This is a genomic window from Photorhabdus sp. CRCIA-P01, assembly GCF_003545805.1.
Taxonomy (GTDB): domain Bacteria; phylum Pseudomonadota; class Gammaproteobacteria; order Enterobacterales; family Enterobacteriaceae; genus Photorhabdus; species Photorhabdus antumapuensis.
The window spans coordinates 1-19,831 of record NZ_NMQR01000007.1; the positions used below are offsets into that span (position 1 = coordinate 1).

The window sequence follows — 19,831 nt, forward strand, 5'->3', positions numbered from 1 at the left end:
TGTTTTACAACATAGTCTACTACAAAATCACTGTGGGTTGAAAAGTAGCTGCGCAACGTGACCTTCGCATATTCAGCTTCACTGGCAATCTCTTCAGGAGACGGAAATTTTTTTTCACGGTATAACTTCAGCGCTGAATGAGTGATACGTTCCAGGGTACGACGCCGGACTGGCGACAGCTTTTCTTCATCAAACAGAATCATTTAAACCCCTTAAAATTTTAACCGTATAGCATTAATAATAAAAAATATCACTAATGATAAAAAGTAACTTGCATGTTGTAAAATATTACAATAGGTTTACATCCATCTTTGAACTGGGTATGTCACATGGGGTGAACACTATGATACGATTTGTGGTTGTCGTTGGCACAGCAGACACAAAACTGGACGAGCTGGCCTGGCTGAAATGTTGTTTACACCTCGCCGGAGTTGATTCAATCATCATTGATGTGTCTACATCAACTCCCGGGAAAAATCATCAGAATAAAAAGATAGATATTCATTCACTTCAGGTGGCTGAGTATCATCCCTCTGGCGCTGACTCCGTTTTTTGTGGCGTGCGGAATAAAGCGATAACCGCGATGTCTGTCGCCCTCACGAATTTCCTGAACAGTTCAATCGACGATATTGCAGGGGTGATTGGTATCGGCGGCTCAGGCGGAACAGCGCTGATTACTCCGGCTATGCAAAGCCTGCCTATCGGTTTGCCTAAAATCATGGTATCCACTATGGCGTCAGGGAATGTCTCCGCCTACGTTAGGGCCAGCGATATTGCCATGCTTTATACGGTAACCGATCTCAACGGACTAAACCGTATTTCTCGTTCAGTCTTGTCTAATGCTGCAAACATGATGGCGGGTTCTGTCAATTATTTTACGCCATTGGCTGATATTCATAAACCCGCTTTAGGGTTAACGATGTTTGGTGTGACGACTCCGTGCATTAATCAGCTCACTGCTGAGTTAAATACTCAATACGATTGCCTGGCTTTTCATGCTACCGGCAATGGTGGAACAAGCATGGAGAAATTGGTTAAGGACGGCGAATTGGTGTGTGTTTTGGATATTACATTAACAGAAATTGCCGATCTGTTATTTGGGGGGGTTTTGGGTTGTCCTGACACACGTTTAGACGTCATTGCAAAAAAAAGCACTCCGTGGATCGGCAGTACTGGTGCTTTGGACATGGTTAACTTTGGCGCAAAGGACACGATTCCAGAACGCTACAGCAACAGGCTGTTTTTTAAGCATAACTCTCAGGTGACATTGATGCGAACCACACCTGAAGAAAACTATCAGCTTGGTATCTGGATAGGGAACAAACTTAACAAGTGTAATGGACCTATTCGATTCATTATTCCGGAAGGCGGATTCTCTGCGCTAGATTGCCCTGAACAACCTTTTTATTTACCTGCATCAACACAGGCTTTCTGTCATGGACTAAAAAAAACAATAAAACAAACAGAATTGAGAAAAGTTATAAAAACACCTTTTCACATAAATTCACCACAATTTTGTACTCTTGTAATACAACAATTCAAGGAAATTATAGAACACCAGGGAATTTCTTATGAAGAAAAAATATAATCAGATTATTAAAACTATAAAACAAAAAGTCGAACGTAACGAAACTATTATTGGAGCGAGTGCAGGCACGGGTCTTTCGGCGCGTTGCGAGGAAGCAGGAGGGGCAGACCTCATTATCGTATATAATTCTGGACGCTTCAGAATGGCTGGCAGAGGATCATTGGCCGGATTAATGCCATACGGTAATGCAAACGAAATTGTCAGAGAAATGGGTAATGAAATATTGCCGATAGTTAAGGAAACACCTGTATTGGCGGGTGTCTGTGGTACGCTGTGGTACTGATCCATTCTGTAATTTATCTCTTTTCCTGGATGAACTGAAGGCACAAGGTTTTGCTGGTATTCAGAACTTCCCAACAGTAGGGCTTATTGATGGAAAGTTCAGAAAAAACCTGGAAGAAACAGGCATGGGCTATGCACTGGAGGTGAAGCTAATCCGCCTGGCTCATGAAAAGGGAATGATTACCACCCCTTATGTTTTCAATGCAAAAGAGGCTGAAGCCATGGCACAAGCAGGTGCTGATATCATCGTCGTACATCTGGGATTAACCACTGGCGGGGATATTAGTGCTAATACATCATATGATCTGAAATCTTGTATACCAATCATTAATACTTGTGCTTCGGCAGCTAAAACTATTCGAAATGACATTATTACTTTGTGTCACGGTGGCCCACTTTCGGAACCGGAAGATGTAGCCTATATTTTAGCTCATTGTCCCAATTGTCATGGGTTCTATGGTGCGAGTTCAATGGAGCGCTTGCCAACAGAACAAGCCATCAAACACACGATCCAGAAATTTAAAGAAATTAATCGGGGTTAGTGAGAATTATACTTAAGCTATGTGGAAACTGAGTACCGACAGTATCGAACACCCTGTCAGCGATAGTTTATGCCTTTAAAGCGAAAAACCCTCCAAAAATTTTCCGGTTTCATTCAACAGTGGTGCTTATGGACAAGTTAAGAGCAATCAGCGTTTTCCGGCGTGTTGTGAAACTAGGCAGCTTCAAAGCCGCCGCCCAAGATCTAGGCTTATCCAAGGCTGCTGTCAGTAAGAACATCAATGAGCTTGAAGAACATCTTAAAAGCCCCTGATTAACCGAACGACCCGAAGCATACATATAACTGCAAGCGGCAGGAATTACTATCATCAGGCATGCAACATCCTGGACGAGCTTGAAAATGCTGACTTATCAGTTATGGAAACTTCTCACATTCTAACAGGCTCGATAAAAGTGAGTATTCCAATGTCTATAGGGTTAAAAGTATTAAATCCACTGATATGCCAGTTTATGCATGCTCACCCCGGTATTTCTGTCGAAGTTGTCATGATTGATCAATATATTGATCTTATTGAGCATGGAATAGATGTTGCGATACGCGGCGGAGGTGAACTGAGCGATTCCAGCCTTCGTTCCAGGAAGCTGATAAAAGTGCCCCGAGTCTTGTGCACCTCACCCGCATATATTGAGGCTTCTGAAAAAATACTCATCCCTGAAAATCTCACTTCTCATCACTGTCTTATCTACAGTTTATCTTCTTCTCCACGACGCTGGGTGTTTCACAATCAAAATTATGTGAAAATCGTTGACCTTAAGCCCGGAACCTATGTGGTGAATAACGGACTTGCGCTCAAACAGGCAGCGCTTTCCGGACATGGTGTGGTTTTGCTACCTGAATTACTGGTCACTGATGAGCTACTATCAGGTGAACTTGTCAGACTACTTCCTGAATGGGAAGCTGACACGCAGGCACTTTATGCCATACAACCCTTTCATAAAGAACGTTCCAACAAGGCAAGGGCTTTTATTGATTTCCTTGTAAATGCGTTGGATGAAACCTGCTGAATATTTGAAGAGTGATCCGTGATTTTAACGGCCACTCTATTACAGAATCACAGCACTCGCCTTACCTTCATATTCACTTTCCCTGAATACCGATAATTGCGTTAAATAGCAAATTTCCGCTTGAAATAAACGCCAGACAAATTGGTTGTGGAAAGTAATGGTCATATAATAGAAGCTATTAAAATTGTTCACTATCAGTGTACAATGTTTTCACATAATAGGCATTTTAATGAACTATCTATCTCCCTATACTCGGTTTTGCAGATGAACTTACCGGTTACATCAAAATTGAGGAGGTGTAGGTATGAACAATTCCATTATTTCAACATCAGAAAATCTTGCCCTGTCCTATCTTGACGGACGCCAGCCGACTATTGGCATTGAGAACGTAAACAAGGTTTTATTTTCCATTGGCGTCCGAGTCAGTACAACGCCGATCCCTGAAAAAGCCAGACCCATTCTTGAAGTATCAAAAACGCGTGCGCTCACTGGAGAAGAGAGCGAGAAGCTGATTTCGCTATTTTCTTTACACCGTGGAGAACTCCTGGAACAAATCCGACTGGCTGGTCGCCAGCCGGAAGCTCACCGCGGCGGTTTCCTATCGACGTCGGAAGTTGGTGTTGCACCTTATCCTAAAGTTTATGATATGAAAGCAATCTCGGTTGAAGCGAGAAAAACCATTCTCGAAAAATTCGGCAAACTGCATGTGAACAGCGCTGAAGACGGTATGGGCATTGATGAAGTCATGACAGTGGTGGCTGGAGGTCCGTGGACCTGGTTCTTCCGGCTGCTGGACGGTGTGATTGCAAAACTGTCGCTAGGACGCGTGGAAGCTGGCAATCCTGCCTGGCGCCTCAGCTATCCCGGACTCGGAATGCATGCTGGATTCCTGGATGCTGAGGATGGACTGATCATAGCATTTGCCCACGGACCGAAGCATTTCGTTATGCGCGATAACGAGCCAAGTGTTGACGGTGCAGAGATGCTGGGCACCAACCCGTGGGTTGATTTCAGCGGTGATATCCCGAAATTAATAAAATAACATTCTAAAATGAAAGTTAATTTTCCGGCTGCACTTCATGTACAGCCGGTTTGTTATTTATAAAATCTGTATCAGCAGGCTGTAATGGTTCAGTAATTCCAAACACCTCAATAGCCTTTTAATGTAACAGCAGCAAACAGGGATATCTAATACCGTCATTCTCAAATGGTTGCAGTCACGTCAACATACGCAACTATCCCCGCAGAAATTCACGTACATCTGACAGAATTAGCTTAATCATACCCAATACAAATTCAGTTGCAATCAACACAACCAGCTCTACTATCACACCAGTCACACCTTTAGGATCAATGATAATAATGGCTCACTGGCTGAACAGAGAGTGCTGCAATATATTCCTCAGACACAAACGTCTATCAGCAGCATGAAGCATGGCCGTAGTTAGTAGCATGTGTGGATTTACCCTCACCACCTTTAGGAGAGATTACGGAAAGTATCTTCATTTTACACACTCGAATTTAAATAATTCGAAATATGAAAAGCACTCACCCAGTATCTTAATTACAAAATTCTCCAGCGTCTTGGCCCCTTTTCACATACGTTTCATCATAACGAATGGCAGGGGGAATTATGCTAGAGAAGTTGATCCAGAAAAAAGCACATTTGATGGGAAAAATTTTCACCTAGTGCATAGAGCGGAATAATTTCAATCTACGAACACATATCAAACGATTGACAAGAAGGACAATTTGTTATTCACGCTCAATATAAATCCATGAAATACTCATTTGTACATATATTGAAAAACATCATTACAACCCTTTGAGGTCATGACTAATAAAACAATCAAACACAACTTATTGTTTTATATTTAGGAATTAATAACGTACTAAAAACCATTAGAAATAAAATTTAAAACCAAGCCTTTAATTACCTCGTTAAATATTCTCATATAAAATATCATAAAACACCCCCAATATATAAATTGGGGGTCTACCTCCCCTCAAAAAATCATATAATAAATTTAAAAACAACATTTAAAAATTAACCAACAATTATACCAATGAATATATTGGTAACCATTAAACTAATACTTCCACTGCATTTTTTTGGCTTAGAAAATTATTTGGACTTGCGCTTAAACCATAAGCACCAGATTGAAAAATGACGACTAAATCCCCTGGAGTTGCTACTGACATATCTCCTTGATGAACAAGAATATCTAGTGGGGTACAGAGTGGACCAACTATATTAACTATTTCACGCCTCTCTCCTTTAATTTTATTACCAATGATTGAAGGATAGTTTCTTCTTATTAGTTGTCCCAAATTTCCTGATGCAGATAGGTGGTGATTCATGCCACCATCTGTGACTAAAAAAACCATACCATGGGAGGTCTTACGCTCAACAATTTTAGTAACATAAATTCCAGATGAAGCAACTAAATAACGGCCTAACTCCAAAATAATTTCCGCTTCAGGTAAAAGTTTCTCTGCACGCTCTACCAGTTTGTGCATTGCATTGCCTACCTCGGTAATATTCAGTTCTGTATCTCCCTGAAAGTAAGGGACTCCAAAACCACCTCCTAGATTAAAACGACGTACTGGAGATGGAGCAAAACGTGATAATTCAATTACTAAATCAAGAGCCTTATTTTGTGCTTCAATCAAATGTTCTGCACGTAAATTTTGTGAGCCAGGGTAGAGCTGGAATCCTTCAAAAACCAGGGAATCTGGACAATCACGTATAAACATCAGTGCATCAGGCACATAAACTACATCCATACCAAATTGGCGTGGTCCCCCTCCCATCTTCATGCCAGAGGAGTTAAGATTATAATCAGGGTTTATACGTAAAGAAACACGTGCACACAAACCAAGTTTTTCAGATAATATTTGAATTCGCCGTAACTCATTTAACGACTCAACATTTAGTAATACCTGTGCAGAAATTGCTCTTTTTAATTCTGCATCTGTTTTACCCGGCCCCGCAAAACTAATATCTTCAGGAGAAATACCTGTATTTAGAGCCAACGCCATCTCATTCGCAGATGCAACATCAAACCCTTCAATTTTTTGGGACAAATGGTGGATAAGTGGTACAAAAGGATTTGCTTTAATTGCATAATGGATACTAATTTTTTCAGGTAAATATTTACGCAACAGACACACACGCAGGTCAATATGTTTTCTAGAATAGGCAAAAAAGGGAGTCTGTCCTATTTGAGTTTCCAGCCGGGTTAATGGTATTCCTCCTATTTCCAAACAATCGTCTTTAATGACAAATGTTTCTGCGATTTTCATTGATAAACTTTTCTCTGTCATTCCATTTTCTACATTCATAATTTACCTCACACTAAAAAAAGACAGCATTAATATATAGAATCCACAACCAATCAAAGCACAGTCTATACTCGACACCCCTTACAAAAATATTTTATTAAAAATAACAGAATTATAAAATCCTAATAAAAATCTAATCTCTGGAATTTTAAAAACCATACCCCACTCTATTTCCATAGAAATAAAAACGCATTTATTTGATTAAAAAAACAAAGGATATACCCACATATAGCTAACTATAGCCTATAGCTTTCACATCCAGAACTAGTTTTCATCCACCACTCAATCACTAATAAAGCAATAAAGAGGCACCAAATAGACCACCTACCCCGGCAGAAATCAGCAAAACTTTATCTCCTGAATGTAATGCTCCACTATTTTTCAACGCATGTAAATTAATAAGCATATCGGCACCAAAACAATGTGCTGTTTCACTAATGTTTTTAAGAAATATCTTCTCTATAGGAATATTCATAAACTCTGCTGCTCGACGCCATATCAAAACATTCACATTATGTGGAATAATATACGATATTTCATCCATCGTAATATCCGCCTGCCGTAATACATCTTGAATCACAGATTGTAATCTGAGTTGATAATTCGCTGCAAAATCTCGATAAGCATCAGAATTAGTTGGTAACCAAATACCTTGAGAATACCCTGGATAGTTATGTATAGAATGTGCAAGAATGCTTGGACCTTGCCCATTCAGAGAGAGCAAAGTGGCAGCAGCAGCATCACCGATTACCGCTACATTAGGAACTATTCTAAGTTCAAAACTGTCAGCAATTTCCCCGACTACTATCAGAGCCTTACTATTAGGAAGTGCATTCTGTAAATAATGTTTTGCTAAAGATAGTGCGGAAAATATGGATACACAATTGTTGCTGCTGGTTCCTATAGCAACAGCATTAGGTAGCTGTAAGCGTCGAACAAGAAATGAAGCCATATTTTGACCCCATATACCACTTATAGTCCCCGTATGAGCATAAACTAGCAATACAACTTCTCGCTTAATGTAGGGAACTTGTTGAAACAATTCCTTGCAGGGTTTGAGCAGCATTTCTTCTTCACTGCCTTCCTCTACCGGACAATGAGATAATTCATACATACGGCTAAACACCCGCGCCTCATTTTGGGTTAAACCTAAGCGTTGGTATTCCCTTTCAACTTCAAGCTTCTTTTTAGGTACATAGCTAGCAAGCGTCTCTAAAGTCATCATATGAATTATTTACTCCATATAGCATGTAAATCGACACAATAAGCACCGGATACCGGGCTAAAACTATGAACTTTTCCTCGATAACTCAGCCCACTGTAATTATTAAAAGACGTAATCAGTTCATTACATTCACCTGGTAAACAAGGATCCAACAATGCCATACGATCCAAAAAGTTTAGTTGCTGCACATCCGTCACCCTAACTCCAGGCTTTTCTTCCAGTAATATTCCCCAGCTATCCCATATCAATGGTTCATATCCAGCCAGTGAAGATAAGTCTAAAAAAAATAAATTACGTACTATCCACTGCCCATATCCATCATCAAATCGATATCCACTGAAAATACGCTCATTCATTGTTCCCTGTCGGATATGCTTCCATATTTCTGCTCCACTAAAGAATAAATGCTTAGGAAAATCTGATGGATTAACATCTAATAATGGCTTAGGAGAAATATTTAATCTACTTTCGGCATATAACCATCTAGTACCATTCCAATATTCTACCAAAGTATGATCATGCATCGGACATTCATCATTATATTGATAATGAGCAAATCCATAACGGACTCTTGCCGGAATATTTTTATGTCGCATAAAGGAACATAATAAAACTGCAAAATCCCGACAAGTAGATAATAGACGTTTTTCTGGAGGCCGAGGATTTAAAAAACCTGAATCATCAAGTAACAAAAGTTTTTTTAGCATCAGTGAAACACAGCGGCTATCTATTTCTATATTACGCATAGAAATGATATCTGGATTAAGCTTGTCTTTTTCTGTCTGATAGTGAATCAATAAATTCTGAACAATAGAAATTAACTCTTCCACACCATTAGGTAAATCATCAAGCTGAGATGAATATGATTCTGCTAATGTCACCTCAGTATGCTGCCGGTAGTGATTAATAGGATCAAACATGAACAAGCTCCCTTGGCAAAGAAATAATTTCCCCTGTGTTAAATGGAGTTATAAAAGCTGAAATATAGTTCATTATTTTATAATGCAATTCTTTTCTTGGTACATAATCGCCACCACTAACGACCGAATTTAATGCTTTCAATAAAGGAGAAAACTCATGAATAAAAGCGTAATGACCAGCTCCAAATAGGATATGATGCTCAACATGAGGCAAATGCGTTGCGTAATCAGTCGGCGATCCTAGCAACTTCATAGTATCTCTTTCACCTGATAAAATTAAAGTAGGTAAAAGCATTTCATTTAGGGTATTAGCAAGAAACAAATTTGACAAAGCTGGAGCCAGTAAGATCACAGCACAAATACCCTTAACCAAACATTGTTCAACTGCAAAACACGATAGTTCATCTAGTACTGATGAAAACTCTGGTTCCAGTTCAAAGCAAGGCTGACAACCACACATCACTAATGCATCATACGCTCCAGCGGAATGGCCTATCACCAATGGACGCGAAAAGTTTATTCTCTCACCTAGAGCCTCTAAAAGTAACTCATTATATGCATACACTAAATGTTGAGGTCTAGTCATCAAATTCATCCAACGATACCGAGCATCCTGAATATCTTGATGATCTACTGCTAACACAGCAAAACCTTGTGTTGATAACAACTCGGCAAGGTATGATTGATCAAAACGTGAACCACCAGAACCATGAGAAATTATTATCAATGGCCAATTTGTTCCCATAGGGATCGCATTTTCTTCTGATTTTGCATATAATATATTTCGGTATCGTTTTACAGCCCCACTCCCAGCATATGCAGGATACCAAAGAGTAGCAGAAATAGTTCCTAATGAAGATGGCCAATTGTAATGCATTACTCCACTACCAATGATGTGCAATATATCATTGACTCCATTTAGCATTTAATATAAATCTCCAATTTATTAGCATTGCTTAGTAAAATGATCAAACTCCACTATAAAAACGAATAATTTGTTATACTAATATTATTTTCATCAACTCTATACGATACTCTTCTTATTAAATCATAGACACCCTTTATTTTATTTATATTTCCTACACCATAGTATAAATTTAATTCCATTAAGAAATACTTTTACTTTCTTTCTATATCATTTTAAGCGTCAAGATGCAGGTTTACAATCTCATAATTATATGATTTAAAATAAACAATTTACATATCAAACCTGCATTTTAAAATAGAATGAATATATAATTAATAGATACTTTTTTAAATTAAATTTTTATTCCATAAATTGAGTACTGATCATTAAGAAGACACCCTACCTTCAGCAAGCTTTGCCTTTAATTTCTTATAGTCTGTTTTTCCATTACGATTTTTAGGAATAGCCCCTATCTCTAATCTTGTTGGCCACATCCCTCTGGGCATAAACTGCTGACATATTTTACGCAGCTCTAGATTAGATTTTTCATGCCCAGAAATAAAAAATACTAATCCTTCAACACAGTTCCCTTCTATAATAGGCCAGCCGATAACTGCAATATCGTCAATCCCTACTGCTTTACTTAGCATTGACTCGATTTCCAAACGTTCCAAACGTTGACCATTGACTTTCAGTTGATCATCGCAACGCCCTAAGAAATGAAATATTCCATCACTGTCACGCTTAACCCAGTCTCCAGTACGATACCAATAACAACTACCATCATATTCGAAGTTATCAGCCTGTATAGAGTTACTTGATAAGTAACCACTAACCACCTGCTCACCACCAATCCATAATTCACCTTCTTCTACATCCCCCTCGCTTTGGCGCGGGCGTCCAATCTTTAACTTTGTACCAGGATAAGGAGTTCCAATTGGAACAATCAATTCATTAGTTACTGTCGGCTCAGAGCTCCAGCGATAACCGCTAATTGCAACTGTTGCTTCCGTTGGCCCATAAATATTATCGATATATGATGCAGGTGCAGCCAAGTGCCAACTTTCAGCCATGCTCTGTAACAAAGGTTCTCCACAAAACAATGATTGGCGTAAATTAGGAAAAGAACCAGGTTCCAATTGTCGTGAACGCTGAAAGTACAGAATAATAGAAGGCACCGATGTCCAAAATGTCAGATGTTTCTCTCGAACAAACGCTCCAAGCATTAAACTGTTTTTAGCATCAAAAACATGAGTTGATGCTCCAATAGTCCAAGGAACAAATAAATCATGTACGGAAACATCAAAGCTTAGAGGACAAATTTGTGAAAAACGATCAGCGCAGGTTGGTTGATACAGAGCTATAGTATTGGACACATAACGTGTAACATTAGTATGTGCAACCTCAACCCCTTTAGGATTACCTGTACTACCTGATGTAAACATCAAATATGCATCAGGATTATCCGTTTTCATTTGTGCAGTAGGCATCCTAGCTAAATCAGCATGTGCGAGAAAATAGTGTCTTGGGTAATCATTACACCAATTGGGGCGTTGTTCACTATCTGACAAAATTATTATTAACGGTTTGTCTATATGCTTCAACAAATCGTGCAATAATTTTTGCTCCTTAGCACAAGTCACTAATAAATCAAAATCAGTAATTTTAGATAATAAATTCAGCCCCTCAGGAGTCTCGTCTCCGTTTAATGGCAAATAAGTCTTACCGTAACACAATGAAGCAACAATACCTGCGAAGATTCCTACGTTTCTTCTTCCAAGCAAAGCACAATATTTTCCCTGCGAAAGAGAGAACCCACGGGCCAGAAGGGATGCTAACTCATGTAACTCACGGTAACTATATATATCATTATCAATAGATAACGCTTGGTAATCTACATATTTCAGTGCGCTATCATGCAGCCATTCACCTAAGTGTTCAAAAACTCTCATGATTCAATATCCTCTTTAACCAATTGAAAAATAGCAGCACCGAATACTGCCCCTAATCCTACAGTAGCAACCATTACATAATCTCCTAATCGCAGTGTATCTTTAGCAAAATTCCAATTGATAAAGATATCTGCCCCAAAACAGTGACCCAATTCAGGTAATTTATCCAAATAAACTTTGCTCAGAGGTAACTCAATCTTTTGAGTTACATCACGCCATGAAATTAAGTTAACATTGTGGGGAAAAACCCAACGGATATGTTCCCAAGACAAATTAGATTGTTTTAAACAGCGCTCCATTACATTAGCCAAGCGTCCAGCATAACTGGCTTCAAATCGCACTTGTTCTTCTGCGGTTTGCCAAGAACCTTTAGAGTGTTGTCCATAGTAATCAATCTCTAAGGCTTTCATTTTAGCCCCATCACCTCCCAAACTAATTATGCAAGCTGTAGCGGCATCGCCACACAACGTAGTATTGGGAATCTGTTGCAGAATACCGCTAAAAGTTAGATCAGCTGTCAGCAATAATGCATAACCTTGACCACCATTTCCAATTAGATGATTTTGAATTACCTGCAACCCATTAAGATTAGAAGCGCAATTATTCGAATGAATGGAGAAACAAGTTGCATTACGCAGCCCCAATCGTCGGTTCAACCTCGATAACAAATTATTTGGATAAGTCCAAGTTTCTGGGGCAGTATGCGCATGGATAAGTAAAGTAATAGATTCTATTGCTATACCATTACGTATCAACGTATCTTGAGCTGCATGATACATCATCTCTTCCAGAGATATCTTACTGATAGCTATGCGATTTAATCCATAAAAACGCTGATATATCTTGATTTCACCTTTAGATAATTGAGGCTCAATAGAAATTCGCTCCAATCCAATTTTCTGTTCTGGCAGATAAACACCAATATCATTGATTATTAGACTCACGATGTGGCTCCATTCGTTTTTTTATGTACAAAGATATAAAGCGAAGGCAGCAGGAAAAGGGTGAGGAATGAACCTACTAACATTCCCATGATAATCACCAGACCCAGTTCAAAACGGGATTCTGCCGCTGGACCGCTGGCGAATAAAAGAGGTAAGGCTCCCAATATCATGGTCAGCGTGGTTAGAACAATTGCACGCAAGCGAGATGCAGAAGCTCGCACAGTTGCATAGTAAATACTAATACCACCTTTCTTGCACAAGTTATCAGTAGCTTGCACCATTAAAATTCCTTGCTTACTGATCAACCCAACCAAAGTCAGCATGCCAACTTGTGTAAACATATCAAGCGGCACATCAAACCAAGATAATGCTAGTAATGCACCTAGTACCGAAAAAGGAATGCTACCCAGTAAAACAATTAGTGGCCCCAGATAACTAGTAAGTTGTAATGCTAATAGACAATAAATACCTACTAATGCTATAGCAAAAGTTACTAGTAAACGTTGTCCTTCTTCTTTGCTTTGTCGTGTTTCTCCTGATAGGTCGTATGACACTCCTTGTGGCTTGAGATTACGGAGTAGCTGAAGAGCAAACTCTGTCGCTTCTGACTGCCCTATTCCCGGAGCCAACACACCTTGCAACGTTACAGCAGCTTGTTTTTGGAACGTATTTAGAGATTCAGGACCTACCTCAGGATTTTGAGTCACTAGACTTCCTAATCTAATAAGATTGCCATCTATACTTCGTACTTGTAGATCTAAGAGTGATTGTATCGCAGCCCGTTCAGTTTTTTTCAAGGCCATGATGACGTTATAAGTCCGTCCTTCATAAATAAAAGGTTGTAGTTTAGTATTGGCATATGCCAAATTCATACTATAACCAACATCTGAAGCGGAAATCCCTACTTTCGCTAATTGTTCACGATCTAGTCTTATGTGAATCTGCGGAGTATCATATTTCAAATCTTTTTTCAAAAACAGAAACATACCACTAGCACGCATTTCGCGTAGCATTAGATCACTAAGCGCATCTAGATTAGCGTAATCTTTATCTTCATGCTTGAGCACAAATTGGAAAGGTAATCCCCCGACACCCGGCAAGGAAGAAGGCAAGATCACTACCGACTGTAACGCCGGGATTTTAGCTACAATATTCTGCAATTCAGGTTGTAATTGCATTGTTGAACGTTGACGTTCGGACCAATTAATTAATCGAACAAAAGAAAGCAATTGGTTGTCTTTTGGTATACCTATGACATAGTTAAAATTAGCTATTTCCGGCAAGGTACTATAAATATTCTCTAATATAGGTGTATGTTGCTCAATATAGTCTGTTCCAATGACACTTGGGCCTTCTGCAATTACCATTAGACTTCCCTGATCTTCTTTAGGAGCCAACGCATGAGGTAATATAATGAATAAAATGATTACACCAGCTAACGTAGTTACCCATAACCATAGTGGGAAATTTCCAGTTCTCACCAGCCGGATTAAAACACGCTCATAGCTGCGACGGAAGCGAGCAAACATCTTTTCTACTCGTATTACCATCAGTGAATGCTGATGATTTGTTGATAGTATACGTGCGCACATGACGGGAGTTAGGCTAAGTGCTAATATCCCAGAGATAATTACAGCTCCAGCAAGAGTCACTGCAAATTCAGAAAACAGCTTTCCTACAATTCCACCAATAAATGCTAATGGCAAATATACGATTGCTAGAGTTAAAGTCATGGTTACTAGAGATGTAGCAATTTCACTCCCTCCTTTTAACGCGGCCTGATAAGGAGTATCTCCCATTCGCATTCGATGCAGAGCAATGTCTAACACAATTATGGCATCATCAACTACCAGCCCTGTTGCTAGAACCATTGCTAGCAAGGTCAGTGTATTAATTGAAAAACCACACAAATGAATCAATAAGCACACGCCAACCAAAGAGAGTGGAATGGCAATAACTGGGATCACAACAGCTCGTAATGTTCCTGCTCCTAAAAATATTACCAAGGTAACAGCGCAGCAAGTAAGTAAAATAGTGATGAAAACTTCATGTACCGCACCACCAATATATTCACTACCATCAATAAGCACGTTAGCCTGTAAATCATAAGGAAAACTGGATTTCAATGCCTCCATAGTTCTATATATATCATCAGCAGCCAACAAGGGATTACTACCTTGTTGCCAGTTGATCAATACTATTGTGGCAGGTTTACCGTTAAAAATAGATTTAATTTCCGGCTGACTACCGCCCAACTCTATGTCAGCTACATCTTTTAGACGAATCGGAGATATATTTGTTGCAGTCATAATAGATAAGTTAGCAAAATCACTGATCGTTGAAAGCCCTGTTTCTGGCACAAGTTGAAAACGTAATTTGCTATCATGTAAAGCGCCTCCATTCGCCTGAGCATTCTCCAATTTTAAACTTCTGCTGATATCTATTGCGGTTACACCGTGACGTTCCATACGCTCTGGATCCAACCAAATTCTCATTGCATATTCACTACCCAATATTTCTACATTCCCTACACCTTTTAAGGATTCTAAGCGTGGTTTAACAACTCTATGCAAAAAATCCGATACCTGAGCAGCTTGCATTGTTTCACTAGTAAATGATAACGCGAAATCAGGAATTCGCTCCGCTTCTTGACGGGAGATTTGTGGTGGATCCATATCATCGGGAAAATGAGATATGGTACTGACTCGTTCCATGATATTAGTCAATACCTTTTGAGTATCACTACCAATTGCCAAATGTAATACCACCTTGCTACGCCCAGTTTCTGAAGTACTAGTGACGTAGTTAATATCATCAATTCCAGACACTGCCGATAATACTTCTGACGTAACACGCCCATCCATTAGATCTGCTGATGCACCAGGATAATAAGTACTGACACTAATTGCATCTGCATCTACACTTGGATAAAGGCCTACTGGTAGATACCCTAAAGAAAACAAGCCAGCAATAAACAACAAACCACTAAATGTTGTTACTATGATTGGACGACGTAAAAAAAGACCGATAATTTTCATTAGTACGTTTCCTGACGAATAAGCGCATCTGGGTATAGACGCATTTGTCCGGCTGTAACCACTAATTCATCTTTTTTCAACCCGCTCCTTACTTGAACAATGCCCTCATTATCGTCTCCAGTAACAATAGAGCGAACCTGAACTCGATTATCTTTTACTACAAATACAGACTGCCCATAGGCACTATAACGCACAGCAACTTTGGGTATCACCAGAGTCATCTGAGGAGCACTTGCAGGATAAGTCACCCGAACGCTAGCGCCATAACGAAAATTACCTTTCTCCAATTTAGCTCGCAATGTTAGCGTTCTGTTGACTGAATTTATTTCAGTATTGACCAACGTAATGTTAGCTATACCAGTAAAACCAGCGACCGTATCACTTACATTAATCTGGACACCAGGTGAAAGAGCTCCAATATCAGTTTCAGGGATACTAAATTCAACATATAAATCATTTGGATCATAAAATGAAAATAACGTTTGGCCTTCCTGAATCAACTGCCCTGGCGTCAAATCATGTAAACTAGCAACTCCAGCAAATGGAGCGGTAACCATCATTTTACGCAATGTATTTTTAAATTTTTCTACTTCACTGACAGCATGAGCTAAGTTAACGTGCTCAGCCTGTTGAGCAGCCTGTGAAATTGCCTTATTCACCAGCAAATCGGCACGCCTGGTATTTTTCTGGGTCATATCTAAGTGAGCCTCTTTTTCCTTAAGCTGAAAACGCTCAACACGGTCATCAAAATGATACAATACCCCATTGATTGGCACCTGCCCTCCGGCAGGTGCAATTTGCAAAATAGTCCCAGATATTTCAGCTCGAACAGAGAGGTAGCGTATTGACTTAACGGTAGCAATAACGCTTTTTCTATCTTGCCAATTCATTGAAATGACTTGAGCTGTTTCAACCAAAACTGGCTGTGGCCCTTTTTGTACAACTGATATTTTGGTATCTTTCTCCTCAGTATTATTAAATCCCCGAGCAGTAACCAAACTGATAGAAATTCCTGCAAAAACAACTGCCACAATAGCACAAGATGCCAATATCACATGATGGTGTTTCATGCGAACCGCTCCTGAACTATAGATTGGTATTTTTGACGCAGTTGATGTTTATCAAACTTTCCATTTGCATTTTTTGGTAACCCAGGCAGTTGTATAAAAACATTGGGTATTTGGTGCGATTCTAGTAAATTAGAACAAAAATATTTCAAATCAGATTCTAATAGTTTCTCTTGTGTCTGAGTTGCCACAAAAGCAATAACACTATCTTCAGAATTTTCTTCATCATAATATACAATAACTGCGGCTTCTATAATAGAATTATGACCAAACAAAACTTTTTCAATTTCACTAAAAATCACCTTGCGACCACAGACTTTCGCAACTTCATCCATACGACCAACGAAATAAAAATATCCCTCTTCATCCAACCAACCATAGTCACCAGAATATAGACAACGATCCCCATAAATAGGATGTATGCCAATTCTTTTTTCCGTTGCTTCGGAATTACGCCAATATCCTTGCATTACGGTTTCCCCGCGAATTAACAACTGTCCAATTTCACCCACTGAGCAGGATTGATTATTATCATTTACCACCATAATTTGAGTATTTGGGATAGCAATCCCTACACTATCTGGTTTGCGGTCTAGATCATCTGGAGGAAGATATGTACAACGTTTACATTCTGTTAGTCCATACATAGAAAATATTTTGGCTGTAGGGAATAACCTTTTAATCATTGACACATGCTGCTTACGCAAAGCCATACCTGTATTGGAAACAAGACGTATAGAACTCAAATCAAAAGAACCTTTACTAGCATAAATATCAAGTAAACTATACAGTGATGATAGCCCAGGCATAATTGTGCAACGGTACTGTTGAATATGCCTTAATACTACCGGGGGAGGAGTATTATCTGACTCAAGTACCACTGTTCCGCCAACAAAAAATGTCAAAATGATCTGATATAGTCCGTAATCAAAGGCCATTGGCAATACTGCCATTACCGTATCATCGTGTCGATATTCTAAATAATTTACCAGAGACCGTGTCGCTGCCATCATATTTTGGTGATTTAACATAACTCCTTTCGGTTCACCAGTAGAACCTGAGGTGTAAATAATAGAAGCCAAATCAACACTAATTGCCTGAAGTGGAATATTAGCTTCAGAAGTCGGATCAGAAATAAAATCATCAAAATTAATTAAATTATTTCCAGCATATATATGCTCAACTTTATCAACAATCAAATTAATACTTGAAAAATAAACAAAATCATATTTTAATAATGTCGATGCAATCTTTGAAGAAGTGAAGAAAAAACCAGCTCCGCTGTTATTTAAAATAAATTTAATTTTTTCTTCTGGTGTATCAAATGCTATGATAGATGGACAAACACCTAATTTTTGCGCAGCAAAAAATATAGCAATAGAGTTTATATGATTCCCTAAACAAATTACTACTTTGTCTCCTTGCTGTAGTCCGTTCAGCCTCATACCGGCAGCAATAGCACATATTTTCCTCCATATATCTTTATAAGTATAATTCTGATTATTGAAAATTAAAGCTGGTTTTTGTGGATATGCCATTTCAGCATCTCTAAGAATCTCAACCAAATTATAATTCATGTAATCATCCTGACAATTAAATTAATTAAGAGTGTATATCACTCGAAGAGCATTTAATATTAAAATCAATTTTTTTATTAAAAATACTAAAAGTGTAAAGTACAGAAATCCAATTAAAAATAGCAATAGTCAGATACAACCGTGTGGCATCCTCCTGCTTTAATCCTAGTAACGCAGCTATTCCAATCTCCAGAGAATACAAGATAATATTGATAAGTAGTACACGTAATCCTTGGCCAATCTGCTCTAAAGCAGTCATTAATCCCAATACTATGCCTAAGCCAAAATAAGATGGAGACACACAATTTAAATAGCGTAAAGCAGCCTCAGCAATCAATTCATCTAAAGTAAAAAACTTAACCAACCAAACTTTCAAAAAGAATACAGCAACACTAATAAATATATATATAACACTAGTGAGACTAATTCCAATCAAAAATACTTGGTTAGCTCTGACAAAATTTCGTTTAGATAAAGAATTATTATAGTGAATTGCCATAGCTGTTCCTAAAGCAATAGCAGGCAAAATAATAAATGATTGTATACGAAAAGCTATGCTAAACCCTGCTATTTCATGAACATCATAAAAAGACACCAAATAATTAAAAGACAATAAAAAAATAAAAACAAGGGAGAAACTACCCATTACGGGCAAGGCCATAGTAAATATATCTTTTATTACCTGAAAAACTTGATCACGCATTCCCAACCAAGATACAACCACACCTTGACGATAGAGTAAAACACTTCCTATTAAAATAAGATAGCTACTACCAAAAGTTGCCCCCCAAATCAGGCTTTGTAATCCCTGATGCCAATATATTTCTGTTAAGTAAGTTGTACCTATATTAAGTACTGTACCTGATATTCCCAGTAAACTTCCACAACGATTAAATCCAAGACCAAATAAAGTGGATAAAATTAACGTGGCAAAACCAATCATTATCCCAATAAAAAGCATAGGAACGATAAAGTTCATTACTTCATCCTGCTGGAAAGATCCAATATGAAACAAATAAGAAATGCCACTTCGAAAATACCATACATTAAATATGAGTATCGCCATTAATGCTAACATAGCTAAAAACAACAATAACAACCGTTGTCCTAGCAAAGAAAAATTAGCACTTCCTAAGTGTGAACTATATCGCAATGCAGGTACACGCAATCCTTCATGGATAGACATCATCATATAATTCAGCGGTAAGAATAATCCAATTATATACAACGTATTAGGTGAATTATGACTAATAATACTAATATTGATTAACACAGCAACCGCAGAAACCACCATGGTGCTCCAAAGTGTAATACCTGTATTCCAAAGATCACTGAGTAACTTCAACCACTGATATCGCTGAAAATGTCCCCGCTGAAATATGGATTGCATCGTCATATCAATTACCAATTTATTTATTAT

General features: G+C 38.5%; 15 protein-coding genes and 2 pseudogenes. 6 read left to right on the forward strand and 11 right to left on the reverse strand.

Annotated elements, in window-relative coordinates; translation table 11 throughout:
• A pseudogene (locus D3222_RS06580) lies at nucleotides 1-203 on the reverse strand (TetR/AcrR family transcriptional regulator); the annotation flags it as partial.
• Nucleotides 204-343: 140 nt separating this feature from the next.
• On the opposite strand from D3222_RS06580, the gene D3222_RS06585 reads away from it, so the two are divergent.
• From D3222_RS06585 to D3222_RS26960, 6 genes and pseudogenes are all read left to right on the forward strand, one after another.
• Entirely contained in the window at nucleotides 344-1,588 is a 1,245-nt protein-coding gene (locus tag D3222_RS06585; RefSeq protein WP_118985448.1) for a Tm-1-like ATP-binding domain-containing protein, read from the forward strand.
• A pseudogene (locus tag D3222_RS06590) lies at nucleotides 1,572-2,412 on the forward strand (phosphoenolpyruvate hydrolase family protein). The gene D3222_RS06585 and the pseudogene D3222_RS06590 overlap by 17 nt, the downstream one beginning before the upstream one ends.
• Nucleotides 2,413-2,540: 128 nt before the next feature.
• Nucleotides 2,541-2,684, forward strand: a complete 144-nt coding sequence (locus tag D3222_RS25420) for a helix-turn-helix domain-containing protein (protein WP_198672760.1) — start codon at nucleotides 2,541-2,543, stop codon at nucleotides 2,682-2,684.
• Between the two features lie 152 nt (nucleotides 2,685-2,836).
• Complete coding sequence (locus D3222_RS06595; protein WP_198672761.1) at nucleotides 2,837-3,436, forward strand: substrate binding domain-containing protein; 600 nt, start codon at nucleotides 2,837-2,839, stop codon at nucleotides 3,434-3,436.
• 304 nt (nucleotides 3,437-3,740) lie between these two features.
• Nucleotides 3,741-4,478 (forward strand): hypothetical protein, encoded by a 738-nt coding sequence (locus D3222_RS06600; RefSeq protein WP_118985449.1) that lies wholly within the window; start codon nucleotides 3,741-3,743, stop codon nucleotides 4,476-4,478.
• Between the two features lie 684 nt (nucleotides 4,479-5,162).
• The gene (locus D3222_RS26960; protein ID WP_441339093.1) at nucleotides 5,163-5,210 is read left to right on the forward strand and encodes a hypothetical protein; all 48 of its coding nucleotides are present in this window, start codon (nucleotides 5,163-5,165) and stop codon (nucleotides 5,208-5,210) included.
• Between the two features lie 311 nt (nucleotides 5,211-5,521).
• Here the strand turns inward: D3222_RS26960 and D3222_RS06615 are convergent, their stop codons facing one another.
• From D3222_RS06615 to D3222_RS06660, 10 genes are all read right to left on the reverse strand, one after another.
• Entirely contained in the window at nucleotides 5,522-6,781 is a 1,260-nt protein-coding gene (locus D3222_RS06615; protein ID WP_118985450.1) for a pyridoxal-dependent decarboxylase, exosortase A system-associated, read from the reverse strand.
• A gap of 289 nt (nucleotides 6,782-7,070) precedes the next feature.
• A complete protein-coding gene (locus tag D3222_RS06620; RefSeq protein WP_118985451.1) occupies nucleotides 7,071-8,006 on the reverse strand; it encodes a ketoacyl-ACP synthase III family protein in 936 nt (311 codons plus the stop codon).
• A gap of 5 nt (nucleotides 8,007-8,011) precedes the next feature.
• Nucleotides 8,012-8,926: a transglutaminase domain-containing protein gene (locus D3222_RS06625; protein WP_118985452.1), complete on the reverse strand. Its 915-nt coding sequence runs from the start codon at nucleotides 8,924-8,926 to the stop codon at nucleotides 8,012-8,014.
• The gene (locus tag D3222_RS06630; protein ID WP_118985453.1) at nucleotides 8,919-9,851 is read right to left on the reverse strand and encodes an alpha/beta hydrolase family protein; all 933 of its coding nucleotides are present in this window, start codon (nucleotides 9,849-9,851) and stop codon (nucleotides 8,919-8,921) included. Before D3222_RS06630 ends, D3222_RS06625 begins: the two co-directional genes overlap by 8 nt.
• A gap of 368 nt (nucleotides 9,852-10,219) precedes the next feature.
• Nucleotides 10,220-11,785, reverse strand: a complete 1,566-nt coding sequence (locus D3222_RS06635; RefSeq protein WP_118985454.1) for an AMP-binding protein — start codon at nucleotides 11,783-11,785, stop codon at nucleotides 10,220-10,222.
• Complete coding sequence (locus D3222_RS06640; RefSeq protein WP_118985455.1) at nucleotides 11,782-12,729, reverse strand: ketoacyl-ACP synthase III family protein; 948 nt, start codon at nucleotides 12,727-12,729, stop codon at nucleotides 11,782-11,784. Before D3222_RS06640 ends, D3222_RS06635 begins: the two co-directional genes overlap by 4 nt.
• The gene (locus tag D3222_RS06645; protein ID WP_118985456.1) at nucleotides 12,726-15,767 is read right to left on the reverse strand and encodes an efflux RND transporter permease subunit; all 3,042 of its coding nucleotides are present in this window, start codon (nucleotides 15,765-15,767) and stop codon (nucleotides 12,726-12,728) included. Before D3222_RS06645 ends, D3222_RS06640 begins: the two co-directional genes overlap by 4 nt.
• On the reverse strand, nucleotides 15,767-16,837 hold the full coding sequence (locus D3222_RS06650) for an efflux RND transporter periplasmic adaptor subunit (RefSeq protein ID WP_118985457.1): 1,071 nt from the start codon (nucleotides 16,835-16,837) through the stop codon (nucleotides 15,767-15,769). The genes D3222_RS06645 and D3222_RS06650 overlap by 1 nt, the downstream gene beginning before the upstream one ends.
• Entirely contained in the window at nucleotides 16,834-18,411 is a 1,578-nt protein-coding gene (locus tag D3222_RS06655) for a class I adenylate-forming enzyme family protein (RefSeq protein WP_118985458.1), read from the reverse strand. Before D3222_RS06655 ends, D3222_RS06650 begins: the two co-directional genes overlap by 4 nt.
• A gap of 25 nt (nucleotides 18,412-18,436) precedes the next feature.
• Nucleotides 18,437-19,807, reverse strand: a complete 1,371-nt coding sequence (locus D3222_RS06660; protein WP_232832429.1) for an MATE family efflux transporter — start codon at nucleotides 19,805-19,807, stop codon at nucleotides 18,437-18,439.
• Nucleotides 19,808-19,831: the final 24 nt, after the last annotated feature.

Excerpts from the sequence above, each read along its gene's own strand:
- D3222_RS06585 (WP_118985448.1), top strand. The coding sequence starts at position 344 with ATGATACGATTTGTGGTTGTCGTTGGCACAGCAGACACAAAACTGGAC.
- D3222_RS25420 (WP_198672760.1), top strand. The coding sequence starts at position 2,541 with ATGGACAAGTTAAGAGCAATCAGCGTTTTCCGGCGTGTTGTGAAACTA.
- D3222_RS06595 (WP_198672761.1), top strand. The coding sequence starts at position 2,837 with ATGTCTATAGGGTTAAAAGTATTAAATCCACTGATATGCCAGTTTATG.
- D3222_RS06600 (WP_118985449.1), top strand. The coding sequence starts at position 3,741 with ATGAACAATTCCATTATTTCAACATCAGAAAATCTTGCCCTGTCCTAT.
- D3222_RS06615 (WP_118985450.1), bottom strand. The coding sequence starts at position 6,781 with ATGAATGTAGAAAATGGAATGACAGAGAAAAGTTTATCAATGAAAATC.
- D3222_RS06620 (WP_118985451.1), bottom strand. The coding sequence starts at position 8,006 with ATGATGACTTTAGAGACGCTTGCTAGCTATGTACCTAAAAAGAAGCTT.
- D3222_RS06625 (WP_118985452.1), bottom strand. The coding sequence starts at position 8,926 with ATGTTTGATCCTATTAATCACTACCGGCAGCATACTGAGGTGACATTA.
- D3222_RS06630 (WP_118985453.1), bottom strand. The coding sequence starts at position 9,851 with ATGCTAAATGGAGTCAATGATATATTGCACATCATTGGTAGTGGAGTA.
- D3222_RS06635 (WP_118985454.1), bottom strand. The coding sequence starts at position 11,785 with ATGAGAGTTTTTGAACACTTAGGTGAATGGCTGCATGATAGCGCACTG.
- D3222_RS06645 (WP_118985456.1), bottom strand. The coding sequence starts at position 15,767 with ATGAAAATTATCGGTCTTTTTTTACGTCGTCCAATCATAGTAACAACA.
- D3222_RS06650 (WP_118985457.1), bottom strand. The coding sequence starts at position 16,837 with ATGAAACACCATCATGTGATATTGGCATCTTGTGCTATTGTGGCAGTT.
- D3222_RS06655 (WP_118985458.1), bottom strand. The coding sequence starts at position 18,411 with ATGAATTATAATTTGGTTGAGATTCTTAGAGATGCTGAAATGGCATAT.
- D3222_RS06660 (WP_232832429.1), bottom strand. The coding sequence starts at position 19,807 with ATGACGATGCAATCCATATTTCAGCGGGGACATTTTCAGCGATATCAG.